The following is a 16,482-nucleotide window of genomic DNA, read 5'->3' on the forward strand; positions in this document are numbered from 1 at the left end:
GGTTAATAAAGGATCAACTACAATTATCACAAAATAAGCAAACATGCCTTTGCTGAGGCATCTTACCGCAATGTGAATGAAAGTCTTAATATTTTATTATTAAGACCAAATCACTTATTTCCTCATAAACTTTTAAGGAAACCCCTGCCATTCAAAGTTACTGTATTTCAAAACTGAAATTGACTTAAGTACTTGAATTCTAAAAATTAATCAGTTAAACTGATTATATATTTTACTGATTATATACCGAGGTGATTATTTAGTTGGAAAGATGGAATCAATCTTATGGTTTTTTGCTAGGAAAAGTTCTTCAACAAATGGAAACTAAGTTTGCTGAAGGACTGACTCCTTATAAAATTAACGCTAGACAATATGGAGTCCTTTTATTTATTAGGGGAAACCCTTATTCTTCACAAAAGGATATTTCTGAAAATCTACAAATTGATCGGACAACTATGGTAAGCCATATTGATCACCTGGAAACTTTAGGATTTGTAGAGAGAACTAGGAATCCAAATGACAGAAGATCCTATAGTCTTTTAATCACACCAAAAGGGACTCAAGTATTAGATTCACGTTGGGAATTTCTCATTGAAACGGAGTTAGAAGTACTAACCCCTTTAAACAATCAAGAAAAACACTTACTGAAGGAGTTTCTTGTAAAAATTTGGAGTACACTTTGAAACAGGAGGTAATCTATTTATGAATGCACTTGATTATTTTAATGCACGTCTGGAAGCAACTATTAGTCCTATGGATTATTTAAGATTGGCACAAGTTGAACCAGAAAGATACTTTTTAATTGATGTCAGAAACGGTCCTGAACAGGTAAGAAGTTTAACAATTAAGGATGCTAATGTCATTCCTCAACAAGAGCTACCAGAACGCTTACATGAAATTCCGAAAGATAAAGAAATTATTGTTTACTGTTGGGATGTCTGGTGTAACACAGCAGCCAAAGTAGCAGCTTTTTTGTTAGAACGTGGCTATAAAGTAAAAGAGTTAACTGGTGGGATTGCAGCTTGGAAAGAGATGAATTTTCCTGTCTCTGATTCTCCACTAAATGCTAATCCATCTGATAACTGTGGATGTTAACGCTAATGCAGAATAGAAAGCGGTTTTGGATTGGTGTTGCTTCAGGTGATCATGTTTTTAATGCAGTTCAAGGTGGATTCGCTCAGCTTTGTCATGGCAAACATGCACCTTTAAGAAAAATGAGCTCGGGTGATTGGATTATTTATTACTCTCCTAAAGTCAATTATAATGAAAGTACTCCTCATCAAAAATTTACTGCTATTGGAAAAATTATTGATGATGATGTTTATCAGGTGAATATGGGGAATAATTTTATCCCTTTCCGAAGAAATATTGATTTTATTCCTTGTATTGAAACACCCATTAAACCACTAATTTCCAAACTGTCGTTTATTAAAAGTACAAAATACTGGGGTTATTCCTTTCGATATGGTCATATAGAGATAAGTGAAAAAGATTTTAAACTAATAGCAGAAAAAATGGTTAATTTAAAAGGAGATTAGAACATTCTAATCTCCTTTTTGCTCATGATATAAGCACCAAAACTTAAAAACTTCTTCAGCTATCCTGCTCCGTTAGTCGAAGAACCACCAGGTCAAAATTGTATGATTTGACACGACTCGTATTCCTTCAAAACTGCTGGTATTGCCCCTTTAGATAGACTGAAAAGCGGGAAAAATCTAATATTCCGAATGAACAATATTCCTCAACTGGACGACCAAACTTTTAAACTCCTTCTCCCTTTCCAAATAGTATAGCGAAGCTTGTACCAAAGGGAGATTTGGTTCCGCCTTTCTAACCTCCGTCTGGATAAAATGGCAAATTTCTTTTAGCTCCGAACGATATTTGGCACTGGACGGATGAGTCTCAAGAACCAAATTCATCTGCAGAAACAGCTCAGTAAGGATTTGTTCCTTCTCTATTTGACGGTCCTCGAGCCCCCAGCTTAAATACCTATCGAAAGAAGCCTGTTTCAGAAGAGGCTTTCGATTGGAATCCCTCATATGCTTAGAGAGCACATTGAGTTTGTCCAAAATGAAATTTGCCGTTTCCTCGAGTGATAACGATTTTTCCTCATAAACAAGCCAAAATAGATACTCCTTCAAAATCGCTCGATAGATGGAAACCATATCCCACAGAAACGGATAGATTTCTTCGCCGTACATTTCCAGCAAGCAGTCTCTATGCCATCGAATGAGCCGCCCTCTAAACTGGTGTCTTAGCGGTCCGAACTTGGGATCCTGCTGTATGGGGAGCTCCGTAAATTCGACAAGAATATGCTTGTACTCTATAAAATAACGAAAACGGAGAATGATCTGTTGCAGAAACTTCTCCTTTGAAGCGAGTTCTGGAAGGCGTGCCAACTCATCGACTTGATCAAAATAGACATTAAGGCATTGATTAAACACCTCGCTGAATAAGTCTTCCTTCGAAGGGAAAAATTTATAAACTGATCCCTTGGCAATGCCGCAATCCTCAGCAATATCCTGTATCGTCGTTGAAAGAAAACCCCGTTCTTTAAAAAGCAGCGTCGCCGATTTTATAACCTCTTCCTTTGTCACACTCATAAACAAAATCTCCCCACTTGACTATTTATGAATTAGAGTACAAAATATAGAACATAAAGTCAAATGACCGTGTGTTTATGATTTATAACTAATGGTCAAACATTGAAAACGAGGAGAATTATGAAAATGGAAAAATGGTTGGATTTGCAAAAAACAGCGTTGGTTGTCATTGATTTGCAAAAATGGCTAGGCAGCCAATATGCCCCCTATTCCGCTGAGCAGGTTGTTTCTAACGCAGCCGCCTTGGCAGATGCCTTCCGTGAGCACGGTTCGATGGTTGTACTAGTCCGAGTATCGAGCAAAGATATGAAGGATATCCCGAAGCCGAAGCTGGATTCACCTGCCCCACCACTATATTTGCCAGAAGAATGGGATCAAATTGTCCCAGAATTGAAAGTAGCCGAAACGGATCACGTCATCACCAAGAAGCAATGGGGAGCTTTTTACGGAACGGAGCTCGACCTGCAACTGCGCCGCCGAGGAATCGACACTATCGTCTTATGCGGCATTGCTACCGGGATTGGTGTAGATACGACCGCTCGGGAGGCATTTATGCACGGGTATCAGCAGATTTTTGCTATCGATGCAATGACCGGGTTTTCTCAAGCGGAGCACGATTACGTGAAGGATAATATTTTTCCACGCATTGGGCGCATTCGCACAACGCAGAAAATCCTCTCTGCCCTTGCGGAAGCTTGACTTTATCAGATGTGCCCTCGGATATATCACTTGGTTCCAGGGGTGTTTTTTTTATTTAGAGGTTCTAGGTTTAAAGTACACCTTTTCTCCATCTTTGTTATGTATCCAAAGAATTTTCGAATGAATTTTTCGGTTTTTTTTATTGATTTAAACCTCGGTTTAAGTTGTATGATAGTCCTGTCGACGGAGGCGTCTCCCAGATCTGAGTAATCTCATTTCGCTTCACTGTTACCACATATGTCAATTGCCATATTCTTCATTAATTTCATTTCATTAATGCATTTTCAAATGAGGTTCCCTGATTATGGGAACCTTTTCTACATAGTATTTTTTTATTCATCAAACCAATCCCGTTAGTACATCAAGGAAAAAAGGGCACAGTAGCGTTCCCATCGTATATTTTTTGTATTAATTGGATTTTTTTAGATAACGTTTAAGATTTGAACAAATAATGATACACAAAGACTTATAAAGAAGGTCATGAGCCAATTTATTTTTTTGGTTGTCTTTAAAAGTATGTTTAGTACCGAACCAATAGTCATACAAACCAAAAAAGCAACTAAAATCATTATAAATCCCAATAGAATTCCTCCTAATCAATTAAGTTTTACCACTACCACAATTCATTATTGAAGGTTTCTGTCCATTTGTCCTCATCCATAAGTAGGAAGCCACACTTCTCTAAATTCAATTTTTCTGGATACACTACATTTAACTGAATTTAGTTAGTTGTTTCATTGCATCATATTCTACAGGGTGTCTCCGGATCCTCCACGTTCCATTAGCCTTTATAAACCTATAGGTCATCGAACCTGGCACGGTAGTTCAATAAATCTAATAAAAAGGCATTAATCCTCCTTGGATTAACCTCGATTAACTTAATAAGAAAAAGAGCTGCTGAGCAACCCCTACGATACTCTTTTACCCTAGAAAATTTCTAACTGGATGATATTTTATATATCATTGTCCACGATGATCCTGATGAACCACAATGTTCAAATCCAAGTTTTTTATATAGTTGTAAGGCCTGTGTGTTCTTAGGATCAACGCTTAGAGATAGTGATGAATAACCATCTCTAGAAGCAGTTTCAAATAACTTTTCCATAAGCAGGTTACCTACTCCCTTACCCCTTACTTTATTTATAACGGCTATACCTAGTTCAGGAGTTTTATCATCTACATATCCATAACCTTTTTGATTTTCTGTAAATAGACGATACCATGCAGCACCAACAGGTAAATGATCCTCAACAGCAATTATTGCTCTATCACCTTTTCTTCCCCATCCTTCACAATATTTTTTGATATGAGGTAAATTTAACAGTTCTTCTTTTGGTGGTTTATTCTCAGGAATATGAAAAGCTTCATACATCATATCCGTTAAAAAATCTAGTTCATGCTCACTTTGCTCCAAATATTTTACATGTATCAAAATAAATCACCCCAATATATTTATAATCATTTGGTATATTAAAATCTAGAAAAACAGCTGTTCCTTGGCAGCTGTTAATGGAACATTAAATCCAACTTATATTGTTCACCAGATACCCCTGAAAGTAAATTAAGTGGAATTAAGTTATTTATAATTTTACGGCATTCGTTCATAACCGTTCCTCCCAAATCTTCAACTCTTGCACCCATTCGTTAAAGAAGCAGTATCAATATTAAGCATTATTTTTAATAAGGATTTGGTTGTTAATATGATGTTCCATATGTTTAAGATAATCTTTTACGAGCCACTCTAATGTTACTTGTTGATTATTTCCTATATCACAAAGAATTGATAATTTCTCTTTTGGAATTTTCGATATTGTATTTATGATTTGCTTATTTAATGCTAAAAATAGGTTTAATATCTCATCAAGTGGTCTTTCTTGATAATTCTGAAGTAATACCCATTGGTTTTGATTATATGTTTGGATATCAAATGGTTGTTCTTCGTACTGAATCTTTATAAACCTATTAATATTATTTATTGCAGAGTCGCATAGATGTCCTAAAATTTCTTTTTTTGACCATTTATTTGGTAATGGGCGATTTGATATTTCTGTTTCTGACATTGAGTTATATATCTTCGGTAATATTTGTATCCAGTGGTTTATTCCATTAATTATATCCTCCACACGCCTTCACCCCTTCAGTTTGTATCTAAAAAACAATATTCGTCTAAAGACATCAATATCCCTTCTTAAACTAAACTGCTCCTTGAAAAAGCCGCCAAAAATGGCAGCTGATCTTGAAGAAACGCACCAGTTTGTTGAAGAAGGATTAAGTGCAGATGAGGGTGAATATAAATAATAGTCAATATGTAAAGGGGATTTCGCTTATGAAAAATATTTTTAATCATTTGCAAACAGAGGAAATTTTAAACCGTATAGACAAGTTAAATCCGAATTCACAACCGCAATGGGGAAGAATGGATGTTGCTCAAATGCTAGCTCATTGCTCATCGTTCCAAGACATAGCGATGGGGAATTCTTTTCCCCCGAGAGGTTGGTTAGGAAGGTTAATAGGAAGATTTGTAAAACCAATTTTGTACAATGACAAGCCGATACCTCACAATATGTCCACTATTCCAACCATTTTGATAACAGATAAAAAAGATTTTGATACAGAAAGAGAAAAACTGAAACAAAAAATTATTGCATTTCAAAATGGTGGACCAGAGAAATGTACAACTCATCCACATCCTTTTTTCGGCAAACTTAGCTCCGAGGAATGGGGGAAAGGAATTTATAAGCACCTTGATCATCATTTAAAGCAGTTTGGAGTTTAGTCATCTAAATCCCAATTTTGTACATCAGAATTTAAATGGTACTGCTCCCCTGAAAAATAGTGTACGACGAAAAAAAGAGATTACAACTTTGCTATTGCACTAACCTGCTCCGTTAGTGAAACAAGAAAAATGATCGCCACAGCGATCACTTCTTCGACTCTTGCCCCCTATAGTTTAAGTGATAATCTTCACAATATAAAAAGTCGCCTTCTTACTAAAGAAAAGCGACCTTTTGTGGAATAAGAAAGGAAATAGGAAACTCCAATTCTATAGTATTAGAGCATACTATTGTTATACTTTTGTTAAACTTATATACAATATTTAAAATAGAAAAATACTAAAAAATAGTCGGTACCATTCCCCCATCCATACGGATAGGAGAACCTTTAAATGCGGATGCATAAGGACTACAAACAAATGTAGCTAGTCTACCTATTTCAATTGGCTTGATAAATCGTTGTATTTCAGATTGAGGTAGGTTTGTAGTCATAAATTCTTTCTCTTTTTCTGAAAAAGTCATATCAGCATTAGGGTATATACCCTCAATTATTTGATGAACATTTTCAGAGAGTGTTGGTCCTGGCATGATTGTATTGACTGTTACTTCTGTTCCTATTGTTAATTTAGATAAGCTTTTTGACAATGATAATAGCATTGATTTTGTCATACAATACTGAGGCATTTGTCCTGATGGCATGATTGCTTCTTCACTCGCAATAAAAATAATGCGACCATAATCGTTTTTTATCATTTTAGGTAAATAAAATTTAGATAGTCCATTTGCAGCAAGTACATTAGTACGGAAGTATTTTTCCCATACTTCATCGTCAATGTCCTCGTATTGCATAATTTCATATATACCCATATTGTTAACTAAAATATCAATAGTGGGGTATTTTTTAAATAAAACTTCTCTTTGTTGAATATCGACAATATCGGCTGTAGCATTTTGAGGAGAGGTAGCCGGGAAATCCGATTTAATTTCATTTACGATTATTTCTACCTCTTCATAATTTCGTCCATTTATTAGTACATTGACACCTTCTTTGGCAAGTTCAATGGCAATTGCTTTACCTATACCTTTCGTTGATCCTGTAACTAAAGCTGTTTTATTGTTTAATCCCATATCCATAATACATTTCTCCATTTCATTTACCTTTTATTTATTAAGTTAAAATAACTCGCTTCTACCCTTTGAGGTAATAATTTGTTAAAAAATTCCTTTTAAGACAAAGTTAATTTATCGAGTTTGTATCAAAATGTTCAGTACGCCAATTTGAGGGAGTATCACCTTCCCAAATGCGGAAGGCTCGGTAGAACGAGTTCTGGTCTTCATATCCAATCATGAAGGCTACTTCTTTAATATCGAACGAGGGGTCTGCGAGATACTCTCGAGCTAACTCATGTCGAACTTGTGACAAAAGATGCTTGAAGCTCGTGCCTTCGTCAGTAAGGCGTCGCTGCAAGGTACGATCGCTCATCCCCAACTCGCTTGCGACAGTCTGAATGTCAGGGCGCCCTCCTGTTAGGCTACGTCTCAAAATCCACTTGACCATTTCGGTGATTGAGCGACTGCGTTGCTGCTCATCCAACGATTTGTCTATTACGGGAGTCAGAATCTCCAGCAACTCTTCGTTGTACGAGACAAAAGGGAGGTCCAGATCTCCTCGATGTAGCGTCAACCTGTTACAATTTGCACCAATCCGGATATGGCAGCCGAAGTAAGCTTCAAGTGATTGTATATCGCCCATTGAGTGTGTAAATTCGACAGATTTCGCCATCAACTTTTGGCCTGTGCCCCTACGTCCAAGCTCCAAAAGAAATGCCAGAGTGATTCCAACCAGCATCGGTGGACCTGGTTGCTCGGTATACAACCAATCTAGTTCAATTGTACAGTTCTCACCTCCCTCGGTGATACGTAAGCTTTCAGGGGGACACATTTGTTTGTACCGTGCCATTCGTTTTAGAGCGTCACGGTAGTCACGAGCATGATAAGTAGCTAAGACTGTGGGTGGAAAATGCGCTGTTTCAAAGACGGTCGTAAGCTTGATAATTCCTTTGGCAGTGTCATCAATGAGATCGGAATAAGCCTGCCAAATCGCGAAATATTGGTCGGTAGTGACAACTGGGTCAGTAATAATGGTGAGCGGTAGTCGTGCTTTTCGAGCAACTTCGTGGGGGGCAATCCCTAATTGATGTATGCCTGCCCAAAATCCTGCTGGGATTTTAATACGAGTATGAGACTTCATAATGGGTCCTCCTTTAGCTATCTACACATTCACTAGTTTTGGTTGTGATAGTGTTCTGCCTAGTTAACGGGACAGATATTATATTACCTATTCAATATAGCCTTGTAACTAGCAAAGGGCGACATTTTACTAGCCAACTACGTCGAATTAATCCGTTAGTAATAGGCACCAATAACGTAATGAAGCTGCCGTTTATACAGGCAGCATCATTAAAAGACACCCTAAATAATCCCAATTACCTAAGTGGTTTAAATTTGTTTTAATGTTTTTATTTGTACCTACACTTCAGAAAGCAACTCATTATAATCTTGTGCTTAATTGATCTTAGCATTAAATTCAATTTACCTGGTATCAATATGTCTATACTCACTATATGACCAGATTTTTAAAAAAAGCTAATGACGATTGTTCAACTAAACTCCCCTTTTGTTCAATAAGAAAAGGCCACCAATTTGGCAGCCAGATCTTCGAGTAACGCCCCCATTTGTTTAAGTACAATACTTCACAAACCCTTTTTGCTCCACAAAACAGTCCTGAAATTGCCAATGGAAAAGGCGATGCCACTTTAGAGCATCGCATCGGTTAATGAACAGAAACTAAATAAATTAATATCTATTTGAATTATTTTTTCGAATAAGAGGAAAGCCCCCGACCGATAAGGTTTGCAGAAATGGGCTTTCTTCCCAATTCTCTTGCCCAAATTGATAATTGTCCTATATGGTGAATTTCGTGAGCAATGGCATGTCGCATAACTTCACCCCAAGTATCCGTTACAATTCTTCCATCTGGCAGGGTATCGTAAAATAATTGATTTTCCATACTAGCATCCCAGTTGTTCACAAAGTTCTCTACTTCTAAATGAAATTCTGCGTCCAATTTTCGAACCTTGTTCAAGCTTTTATAATTATCGAAACTCTCCTGAAAGTCAGTTTTACCCTGTAAGATACGTATCCAACTCCACTCGACGTCAACAATGTGGAAAAGTGTTTGCAATATACTTCCCATTCCACCCGTTCGTTTTTGCAAAAGCTCTTCTTCACTTAACTCTTCACACCAACGATACCAGTCTTCTCTTACCATCCAGTTATATCTAAAAAGTGTTTGCAATAAAACCCCTCCGCAATAAGAAAATAAATTAACCGTAAAATATACTTTAGGAATATTAAAAAACCTTATTTAGTATTACAAATTCAACAGACAAAGTATAAATTCCTTGTTCAACTAAACTCCTTTAGTTCAAGAAGAAAAAGCCACCGAAATGGTAGCTTGATCTTAAAGGTGTTGAGTAGAAGGGCAGAGTCTATGGACTTATAACTCAACAAAAAGGCCGTTAATCCTGCATGGATTTACGCCCTCGTTACTATAAGCTTTTCTGGGTCACCTGAAGACCAGCCCAATTGTTATCGTTGAGGGACTGCCACTGCAGTCCCTTCCTTCGTTTTTCCCTAGCCAATTAATATTTTTTCCTCCGCATATCTCACCTTGGCTTCTTTTCGATTATATAAAAGCGCAAAAGCCATGGTTAAAGGTCCAAGCCTACCAATAAACATCATAATGGTAATCAAAACTCTGCCAAAAGTAGATAGTTCGGGAGTGAAATTTGCAGACAAACCTACTGTACCAGCAGCTGAAATCGTTTCAAATAGAAGTATACTCATATCAGCATCTTCGGAAAAAGTTAATAGGAAGAAGATGAGGAAGATAAAAAACATCCCTGCCACAACAATCGATAATGATTTATTAACCAATTCCCACGAAATTCTCCTTTTAAAAATATTTACTTCATTTCGATTCGTAATCACAGCCCAAAAAGCGAAAATGATGATGGCGAAAGTTGTGACTTTAATACCGCCTCCAGTAGACCCTGAAGATGCACCAATAAACATTAAAGCCATCATGAATACAAGGGATGAAAGGTTCATCGCCCCAATATCAATCGTATTAAAGCCTGCAGTCCTTGTTACAACGCCTTGAAAGTATGATGCCCATAGCTTATCTCCGAACTGCATATTTCCAATAGTAGCTGGATTGCTAAATTCTGAGAGCAAAATGACTAAGGGTCCTAAGATGTTTAATATGAGTGTCATAAGTAGTGCCACTTTTGAATGTAAGGATAATTTTCGAATGGATTTTTTAAAAAAGAGATCGAGAATTACTGTAAAACCAATACCTCCCGTTATAAAAAGGAAGGTGATCATTATATTTACAGTGGGATCACTTACCCATTTACTCAGATTGTCCGGTTCAAGACCAAACCCAGCATTATTAAAAGCAGAGATCGAATGGAATATTCCATAGTAAATGGCTTTCGTCAGCGGCATTTCAAATGACCAACGAATGGCTAAAACAGCTGCACCCAATAGTTCCACAATAAAAGTGATGAAAATGATCCGTTTTACCAGGCTAACAACTCCCGCAAGAGAAAAAACATTTAATGATTCTTGAAGTAATAAACGTTCCTTTAGTCCAATCTTTTTACCCAGAATAATAAACATAAATATTCCTGTGGTCATAAATCCCCAACCACCAATTTGAATCAAACATAGCAGAACGATTTCTCCAAATAATGTAAAAGTAGTTCCCGTATCTACTACCGCCAAACCTGTTACACAAACCGCAGAGGTCGCCTCAAATAAAGCATCAACGAAACTAAGTCCACGTCCCTCTTCATGTGTGGCTATTGGTAGCATAAAGAGTAACGTACCTAATAATATTAGGCTTCCGAAACCAATAACAAGTATTTGGGCAGGATGCAATTTAATTAAATTCCCATTTCTTTTTAACAACTTCAAAATAGACTCTCCTTTTTTATTAAATAATTTTAAAAGGAAAAAACCACGAAGAGAATATCTCTACGTGGCTACTTTTTGCATGATAAAAAATATGCCAAAACACGATGATTGATGTCTCTTCAAACGCTTACGAGGTTAGCTGTCGGACTCGGATCTGAATGTAACCCTACCAAGAAAGAATGCGTAAAACATCTTTTCTTAAGATTCACCCCAAGACAATAGTTTATGAGTGATTTTAACTATTGCCAAGTTGGTTCCCCCGTTTCCTAAACGGAATTAAGCGATAATAATATATTTTTTATGAAGAAATCTTACTCCCAATCATACCTATTTGTAAAGAAATAATTTAAAATGCACCCATTAATTAAAAGTAACTGAATAAAATACTGCAAAAATCCTTAAATCTCCCCCAACTTATTATTCTAATTATATATAAATCCCTTCTTCTCCCTATTTTAATCGGTGCTATCCTTCTTTTTCACAAAAAGAAGAAATCCCAGCCCGCAAAGCAATAATATAACCCCGAAGGCCGTAATGAAGACTAACGGGGAGATGATTTTTATAAATGAGAGCCCTACCATGATGACCCCTACAAGAAGATAGTGATGGATGGCGTGTAACCGAAAGGTATGCTGCTCGATATGCCAGGCGTGATGGTAACCTTGCAAGAATCCGAGACAGACCTGAAAAAGCAGAGCCATATAAGGAAAAGTTTCGAATGAAGTTCTTAAATTGCCTACGAATAGATAAACACAACCCATCCCAAGGTAAACAAATGCGATTGAGGAATGCTGCGTAGGCTTCTTTCCAGCTTGGTGGATTCGATATCCAAAGGCCGCACTAAAAGAAAAAGCAGCAAACAACCAAGTAAATAAAGTAAAGGTCAAGGAGGCTTCTTTTAACCAAAGGATATAATAGGGAAATATCACAACCTGACCGACCGAAACTACCAAAGGGACATAACGTTCACGCAATAATTTCATCCTAGGCTCCATCCTTAAAAGTAATTTTCATAAAAGATGTTTCGAAAAACACCATTGGGATCTCTTTTTAATTTTTCTTCAAGAAACGTCTCCCAGTTTGGATAAGCCGTACGAAACTGCTCCTTTGTTTGATAAGGATAATACGGGAGATAATAGGTCCCTCTGTGCTTCAGAGTCAAATCTGTCCACTCTTGAATCATGACTTTCGCATCCTCAATCTCTTTATCTTTTAAACCATGTTGGATTAAAATCACGAGTCCCAACATATCTTCATTGGCATAATTTAAAGAAGTGTAATCGTCCTTTACCGAATAACGAACGGTGATGTTATGAATTTAAAAAATCTTCCTCTTTATCATTTGCGGGGAGAATTTTCTTTAAGTCTCGAATATATTCATCAAATCGATCGACTGGAATGAAGAACTCCTGCAGCACTTCTACCCGGCCAGGTTGAGTGAATTCCATAAAGGCAGAATTTCCACGCATGACATTATTGCGGGTTACCTCTTCTCCCTCGAGGGACTTCATCAGCCTTTTTTGATTTTCCCAGAAAAGATCTTCCAATCCCCCGCCTTGTCGGCCAATATCCAGTGCCAGCTTGCCAATCCGGGCACCATGTTCTTGTTTTAGCGGTGTTTGATGATCCTCTTTTCCAGTGTTCTTGTAATCTATTACATACATTTCGTTCAAAAATGATTTCGGGGCCACACTGACTCTCGCATAATGCATCGCTGCCTCCTCTTCCCTCAGCAGTTTAGTAAAATAGGCTTCATACTCACTTGTTTTGATTTCCTTTGTATGGATGGTGTAAGTGTCATTTTCCGTTAATTCAAGTGTGACATCCAAAATGACACCGAATAATCCATAACCACCCAATACATACTTCATCCAATCTTCTGAGTCTTTTCGAGTAACGGTTTTGATCTCCCCTGTTGGAGTCAAGATGGTCATTTCCTTGACGGTTCCTGCCATGTGCCCAAAACGGATATCCCGCCCATGTGCATTTACGGAGAGTGATCCACCTATCGTGAAAATCGACTGGGACTGGGTCACTTTAAGTGCGAGCCCGTAAGGCTGAACCGCTTCTTGAACATCTTCCCAGGTCGCCCCGCTATCAACTTTTACCGTTTTTTTCTGTTGATCGATTTCAAGGACTTTATTAAACGTCTTCATATCTAATACAATGCTATCCGTGTAATACGTGTGACCGCCTTGCGAATGCTGCAATCCAGCGATAGAAATATGCTGGCCCTTTTCATTGGCTTCCTTAACAATTTTTTGTAATTCAATCCGATCTCCAGTTTTGACAATTCTTTCGATCCGTTCAGGCAGCAGACCTGCATAATCGGTTGTCAAATTGCTCTGTGAGAGGCCGTATTTTCTTTTTTGAATAGGGATGTTTAAAACCACGGCGATAACAAAGATACACACTACTGTACCAAGAAACCAAGGGTTTTTATGTAAAGACTGTTTTTTTCTTATAGGTGGTGTATTCACCAAACCAACTCCAAATAGTGTAATATTACACTAATTTTAACAGGGTTTGTAAAAAAATTGCAATACTAGATTTAACATCCAGAGCCACTCTGGTTAACAGAAAGGCACTTTGGCACCATAGACATATAGTATAGGGAACTCACGGCTAAAGGAGAGATGAATATGATGAATTATTATCCTGAACATTTGAGGCCACACGGGGGCGGCGGTCATGCTTCTTGGGGACATGGTGGCGGCCATGCTAGTTGGCATCACGGTGGCGGTTATCCTGGTTGGGGACAGGGTGGACATTGGCATGGAGGCTACTATCCTAGCGGATTTGGTGTCGGTACATTAACCGGTCTAGCCTTAGGGGCAGCGGCATCACCTAGTGCTTATCCAGTACCAACTCCTTACCCATATCCTTACCCTGCTCCCTACCCGTATTCCGGTACTTATCCATACCCGCCACAATATTAAATTTGTAATCATGGAAAAAGCTCCAATCTCACCTAACTCAGATGGTGAGATTGGAGCTTTTATTGTATATCTCCATTTTCATGCGGGATTTACGCTTCTTAATCTATAATTCTATCGAAGTAAAGGGTAAAAACAGCTTAACCCCGCGTCTATTAAACGGAAGAATTTTTGAATCCGCGATTAAGTGACTGATGTATCCAGCGATACACGTATAGTAAATTCCATCTATCCTTAGTGAGGCTTCTAATTGTAAGGCGATCACTCCGAAGAAGATTACACCGAGTATAGAATGGGTATAGCTGCGGTGCGAAACAATCGACGCGATGATGATATATACTCCAAGCAGTATTAACCATGTTTCCGTTAATGAAACACCACCCGCGATCACACCGATTCCGGTTATCGTCAGCATATGCTTTTGTTTAATCATCGTGGAGACAGCCATAATCGCCAATCCACTCGCGATCCCAAACCATTTCTCCGCTGCACTTCCTTCATACAAACTATAAAATATCATTAGAAGCCCAATTAACGGGGCCACTGCCCGGATCACTTTATGTGATAGGGTGATTTTTCCACGAAGTTTTCCATCAATGTCTAGATCCGGCATTAACCCAGACACACTCCCTATCCCTACGAATAATAAAGTCTCAGCAATAGTAGCCTGAGAAGTGTTGGCCACGATAAATCCTGCTGCGGCTCCAATTGTTGCATGTCCGGTACCATTCAAAGTTAACTCCACCTTTTTCATATTTGCTTTCTTATCTTACAACAAAACGTTTGTTCTGTTTAGAAAAGAAGGCGAAAATCCTACTTTTATACTAGGATTCTTTCCATTCATTAGTCCAAAAAGAAAGACAACGGTATAACCGCTGTCTCGATTAGTAAGCTATTTAAATTGATTCAAACTTTGAGAAGAGTATCTCTCCTTGTATCGTTTAGTTTCGACCCGCTCAGATGAGATTTGTAGATCAGAGGCTTGCAGGCTGTTTTTATTTTTCCATTGATCGTACGTTAACAGCCCCGAACTGTCATCGTTTAAATATTTGATATAATCATAGCCATAAATATACATAGGTCTCACCTCCATCATATACTTATAATGTATGCGCTTACATTTATAAAAGACACCAAAAAGTAAAAAGTTGGGTGAATTAGATTCCATCCCAACCGTTCCTTTAACTCTAAGTATTTATTCTTATTTCTTTTGCTATTAAAGAGGTTTTATTGCTGAGCTGTAAGCCAATTTATGAGCAATAAGATAAATGACAACAAAGAATGGAAATGAATAAATGGAGTTCCAGCCTGGATATTTATAGTACCCTAACCATAAGAAAAGAGGTTCGGCGAGAAAAGCGGTCATGCCAGCAAAGATTAATCCTTTAATTATCGGACTAACCTGAGGTTTAATTTGTAAAAAAAACATAATCGTAACTGGCATAAGGGCAAAATCCCATGCAATATAGTCTGGGATTAACGGAATTAATTTATTATAGTATCTCCAAAGACCCAGAGTTACCCCAACATAATCCAGCCATGAAGATATAAGCATTGCCCACAGCCCACCTAACATTAAGCGGGTTGAACTTTCTTTATTCCTAAAAGTAAACCACACTATCCACGGAACCACTGTTAATAGTACTGTTGTCATCCACCCGAAAGAGAAAAGAATATCATTGAGCCAAATTTCCGATAATCTAGAATGAGTATCATCAAGTGTTTGATACTTTTCATTTATAAGCTTTATTACATGATCAGGTGGTCTTATCATTATTAGGAACTCCTTTTTTCCTTATAATTCCCACTTTCCTTATTATTAACAGTGTTATCGCACCCTTCCTGGTTTCAATTACTTCTCGAGGATTCACCTGATAAATACAAAAATAGCACGCTTTTGGAGATTTTTCAGAGTGATTCCCATGGAACTCGAAAATTCCCTTTATGGGCATCAGAAAAGACATCTGTTTCCCCTTTCACCAGAAAAAACATGTGGACGGGCATCAGAGAAGATATCTGTTTCCCCTTTCACCAGAAAAAACATGTGGACGGGCATCAGAGAAGATATCTGTTTCCCCTTTCACCAGAAAAAGCATGTGGACGGGCATCAGAGAAGATATTTGTTTCCCCTTTCACCAGAAAAAACATGTGGACGGGCATCAGAGAAGATATTTGTTTCCCCTTTCACCAGAAAAGCATGTGCACGGGGATCAGAAAAGACATCTGTTTCCCCTTTCACCAGAAAAAGCATGTGGACGGGCATCAGAGAAGATATCTGTTTCCCCTTTCACCAGAAAAAGCATGTGGACGGGCATCAGAGAAGATATCTGTTTCCCCTTTCACCAGAAAAAGCATGTGGACGGGCATCAGAGAAGATATTTGTTTCCCCTTTCACCAGAAAAAACATGTGGACGGGCATCAGAGAAG

General features: G+C 37.9%; 20 protein-coding genes and 1 riboswitch. Of the genes, 7 read left to right on the plus strand and 13 right to left on the minus strand.

What is annotated here, in order from left to right; all coding sequences use genetic code 11:
* Nucleotides 1-263 precede the first annotated feature (263 nt).
* The 3 genes from ACWM35_RS10645 to ACWM35_RS10655 are packed head-to-tail and all read left to right on the plus strand — an operon-like array spanning nucleotide 264 to nucleotide 1,538.
* Nucleotides 264-683 (plus strand): MarR family winged helix-turn-helix transcriptional regulator, encoded by a 420-nt coding sequence (locus tag ACWM35_RS10645; RefSeq protein WP_454818081.1) that lies wholly within the window; start codon nucleotides 264-266, stop codon nucleotides 681-683.
* Nucleotides 684-702: 19 nt separating this feature from the next.
* A complete protein-coding gene (locus ACWM35_RS10650) occupies nucleotides 703-1,095 on the plus strand; it encodes a rhodanese-like domain-containing protein (protein ID WP_454818083.1) in 393 nt (130 codons plus the stop codon).
* Nucleotides 1,096-1,100: 5 nt separating this feature from the next.
* The gene (locus tag ACWM35_RS10655; RefSeq protein WP_454818085.1) at nucleotides 1,101-1,538 is read left to right on the plus strand and encodes an EVE domain-containing protein; all 438 of its coding nucleotides are present in this window, start codon (nucleotides 1,101-1,103) and stop codon (nucleotides 1,536-1,538) included.
* Between the two features lie 177 nt (nucleotides 1,539-1,715).
* Here ACWM35_RS10655 and ACWM35_RS10660 read toward each other — a convergent pair whose 3' ends face one another.
* Nucleotides 1,716-2,603, minus strand: coding sequence for a TetR/AcrR family transcriptional regulator (locus tag ACWM35_RS10660; protein WP_454818087.1), 888 nt, complete (start codon nucleotides 2,601-2,603; stop codon nucleotides 1,716-1,718).
* A 126-nt stretch (nucleotides 2,604-2,729) separates the two neighbouring features.
* Here ACWM35_RS10660 and ACWM35_RS10665 point away from each other — a divergent pair, with 126 nt between their 5' ends.
* Entirely contained in the window at nucleotides 2,730-3,302 is a 573-nt protein-coding gene (locus ACWM35_RS10665) for a hydrolase (RefSeq protein ID WP_454818088.1), read from the plus strand.
* Between the two features lie 937 nt (nucleotides 3,303-4,239).
* Here ACWM35_RS10665 and ACWM35_RS10670 read toward each other — a convergent pair.
* Nucleotides 4,240-4,734 (minus strand): N-acetyltransferase family protein, encoded by a 495-nt coding sequence (locus tag ACWM35_RS10670; protein ID WP_454818090.1) that lies wholly within the window; start codon nucleotides 4,732-4,734, stop codon nucleotides 4,240-4,242.
* A gap of 232 nt (nucleotides 4,735-4,966) precedes the next feature.
* Nucleotides 4,967-5,425, minus strand: a complete 459-nt coding sequence (locus ACWM35_RS10675) for a DinB family protein (protein ID WP_454818092.1) — start codon at nucleotides 5,423-5,425, stop codon at nucleotides 4,967-4,969.
* Nucleotides 5,426-5,628: 203 nt separating this feature from the next.
* Here ACWM35_RS10675 and ACWM35_RS10680 point away from each other — a divergent pair, with 203 nt between their 5' ends.
* Nucleotides 5,629-6,078, plus strand: a complete 450-nt coding sequence (locus ACWM35_RS10680) for a DUF1569 domain-containing protein (protein ID WP_454818094.1) — start codon at nucleotides 5,629-5,631, stop codon at nucleotides 6,076-6,078.
* 337 nt (nucleotides 6,079-6,415) lie between these two features.
* Here the strand turns inward: ACWM35_RS10680 and ACWM35_RS10685 are convergent, their stop codons facing one another.
* The 7 genes from ACWM35_RS10685 to ACWM35_RS10715 form a co-directional block, all read right to left on the minus strand.
* Nucleotides 6,416-7,210 carry an SDR family NAD(P)-dependent oxidoreductase gene (locus tag ACWM35_RS10685; RefSeq protein WP_454818096.1) on the minus strand — a complete coding sequence of 265 codons (795 nt, stop codon included), beginning with the start codon at nucleotides 7,208-7,210 and terminating at the stop codon, nucleotides 6,416-6,418.
* 103 nt (nucleotides 7,211-7,313) lie between these two features.
* On the minus strand, nucleotides 7,314-8,327 hold the full coding sequence (locus tag ACWM35_RS10690) for a helix-turn-helix domain-containing protein (RefSeq protein WP_454818098.1): 1,014 nt from the start codon (nucleotides 8,325-8,327) through the stop codon (nucleotides 7,314-7,316).
* 621 nt (nucleotides 8,328-8,948) lie between these two features.
* Nucleotides 8,949-9,434: a DinB family protein gene (locus ACWM35_RS10695; RefSeq protein ID WP_454818100.1), complete on the minus strand. Its 486-nt coding sequence runs from the start codon at nucleotides 9,432-9,434 to the stop codon at nucleotides 8,949-8,951.
* 338 nt (nucleotides 9,435-9,772) lie between these two features.
* Nucleotides 9,773-11,119: a TrkH family potassium uptake protein gene (locus tag ACWM35_RS10700; protein WP_454818102.1), complete on the minus strand. Its 1,347-nt coding sequence runs from the start codon at nucleotides 11,117-11,119 to the stop codon at nucleotides 9,773-9,775.
* Nucleotides 11,120-11,227: 108 nt separating this feature from the next.
* A riboswitch (cyclic di-AMP (ydaO/yuaA leader) is annotated at nucleotides 11,228-11,412 on the minus strand.
* Between the two features lie 162 nt (nucleotides 11,413-11,574).
* Nucleotides 11,575-12,102: a hypothetical protein gene (locus ACWM35_RS10705; protein ID WP_454818104.1), complete on the minus strand. Its 528-nt coding sequence runs from the start codon at nucleotides 12,100-12,102 to the stop codon at nucleotides 11,575-11,577.
* Nucleotides 12,103-12,116: 14 nt separating this feature from the next.
* Nucleotides 12,117-12,356 carry a hypothetical protein gene (locus tag ACWM35_RS10710; protein WP_454818106.1) on the minus strand — a complete coding sequence of 80 codons (240 nt, stop codon included), beginning with the start codon at nucleotides 12,354-12,356 and terminating at the stop codon, nucleotides 12,117-12,119.
* A 73-nt stretch (nucleotides 12,357-12,429) separates the two neighbouring features.
* The gene (locus ACWM35_RS10715) at nucleotides 12,430-13,599 is read right to left on the minus strand and encodes an FAD-binding oxidoreductase (RefSeq protein ID WP_454818108.1); all 1,170 of its coding nucleotides are present in this window, start codon (nucleotides 13,597-13,599) and stop codon (nucleotides 12,430-12,432) included.
* A 162-nt stretch (nucleotides 13,600-13,761) separates the two neighbouring features.
* On the opposite strand from ACWM35_RS10715, the gene ACWM35_RS10720 reads away from it, so the two are divergent.
* Entirely contained in the window at nucleotides 13,762-14,058 is a 297-nt protein-coding gene (locus tag ACWM35_RS10720) for a hypothetical protein (protein ID WP_454818110.1), read from the plus strand.
* Nucleotides 14,059-14,161: 103 nt separating this feature from the next.
* On the opposite strand, the gene ACWM35_RS10725 is transcribed toward ACWM35_RS10720, so the two are convergent.
* From ACWM35_RS10725 to ACWM35_RS10735, 3 genes are all read right to left on the minus strand, one after another.
* The gene (locus ACWM35_RS10725; protein ID WP_454818112.1) at nucleotides 14,162-14,788 is read right to left on the minus strand and encodes a metal-dependent hydrolase; all 627 of its coding nucleotides are present in this window, start codon (nucleotides 14,786-14,788) and stop codon (nucleotides 14,162-14,164) included.
* 159 nt (nucleotides 14,789-14,947) lie between these two features.
* Nucleotides 14,948-15,133: a hypothetical protein gene (locus tag ACWM35_RS10730; protein ID WP_454818114.1), complete on the minus strand. Its 186-nt coding sequence runs from the start codon at nucleotides 15,131-15,133 to the stop codon at nucleotides 14,948-14,950.
* Nucleotides 15,134-15,271: 138 nt separating this feature from the next.
* Nucleotides 15,272-15,829 carry a CBO0543 family protein gene (locus tag ACWM35_RS10735; RefSeq protein ID WP_454818116.1) on the minus strand — a complete coding sequence of 186 codons (558 nt, stop codon included), beginning with the start codon at nucleotides 15,827-15,829 and terminating at the stop codon, nucleotides 15,272-15,274.
* A gap of 139 nt (nucleotides 15,830-15,968) precedes the next feature.
* Here ACWM35_RS10735 and ACWM35_RS10740 point away from each other — a divergent pair.
* On the plus strand, nucleotides 15,969-16,482 hold a 514-nt coding region (locus ACWM35_RS10740; protein WP_454818118.1), incomplete at its 3' end, for a hypothetical protein.

It is taken from the genome of Neobacillus sp. K501 (genome assembly GCF_053749995.1).